Source organism: Vibrio sp. 1562 (assembly GCF_033340155.1).
GTDB classification, from domain to species: Bacteria; Pseudomonadota; Gammaproteobacteria; order Enterobacterales; family Vibrionaceae; genus Vibrio; species Vibrio alginolyticus.
In genome coordinates, this window is sequence record NZ_JAWOVY010000188.1 from 1 (window position 1) to 859 (window position 859).

Sequence of the window (859 nt, forward strand, 5' to 3'; positions counted from 1 at the left end):
CAACGGTATGGTTGCGCCAATTCAGTACGCAGCGAATCTGCCTCGACGTATGTTTGATGGTGTATTCGAGCGTTTTAATACTCGTCAGGCATTAGTAGAAGGCAATCGCAACTTAAAGCGCGAAGTGCTTCGTCTAAAAAGCGAATTGATCTTGCTCGACCAATATAAAGAAGAGAACCAACGCTTGCGTAAGTTGCTTGGCTCGTCTTTTGTTCGTGATGAGAAGAAGGTCGTGACCGAAGTAATGGCGGTGGATACTTCACCTTATCGTCATCAAGTGGTGATTGATAAAGGCCAAATTGACGGTGTGTACGTTGGTCAGCCAGTCATTAATGAAAAAGGTATTGTTGGTCAGGTTACGTTTGTTGCGGCGCACAATGCGCGCGTATTGCTACTGACAGATGCAAAAAATGCCATTCCAGTTCAGGTCATTCGTAATGACATTCGAGTAATTGCATCAGGTAATGGTGAAATGGATGAAATCCAACTGGAACACATTCCAACCAGTACAGATATTCAAGTCGGTGATTTACTTGTGACATCCGGTCTGGGAGGCATTTACCCTGAAGGCTACCCTGTGGCGACGGTCACGAATGTGGATCACGATACTCGTCAAGAGTTTGCATCGATCAAAGCCGAACCTGTGGTGGAGTTTGATCGTCTACGATACTTGCTGTTGATCTGGCCAAACGAAGATCGTCAGCACAAAGTATTGCAATCCAATGCGAATGACGGGTTAGAGCAAGAACAAGAGGTAACTAATGGCCAGTAATGTATTGCGTAGCAGAATGGTGATTGGTGTTAGTTTCTTCGTTGCGCTAGTACTGCAAACCATTCCTTGGCCAGGTGTATTGGACCT

1 protein-coding gene and 1 pseudogene are annotated in these 859 nt (G+C 45.5%); both read left to right on the forward strand.

The annotated features are described in order from the left end of the window. Nucleotides 1-772: rod shape-determining protein MreC (mreC, locus tag R7Z49_RS24060; RefSeq protein WP_318112240.1), on the forward strand; the 772-nt coding region annotated here is incomplete at its 5' end. Further along, nucleotides 762-859: pseudogene (locus tag R7Z49_RS24065) on the forward strand (rod shape-determining protein MreD); the annotation flags it as partial. The gene mreC and the pseudogene R7Z49_RS24065, both read left to right, overlap by 11 nt.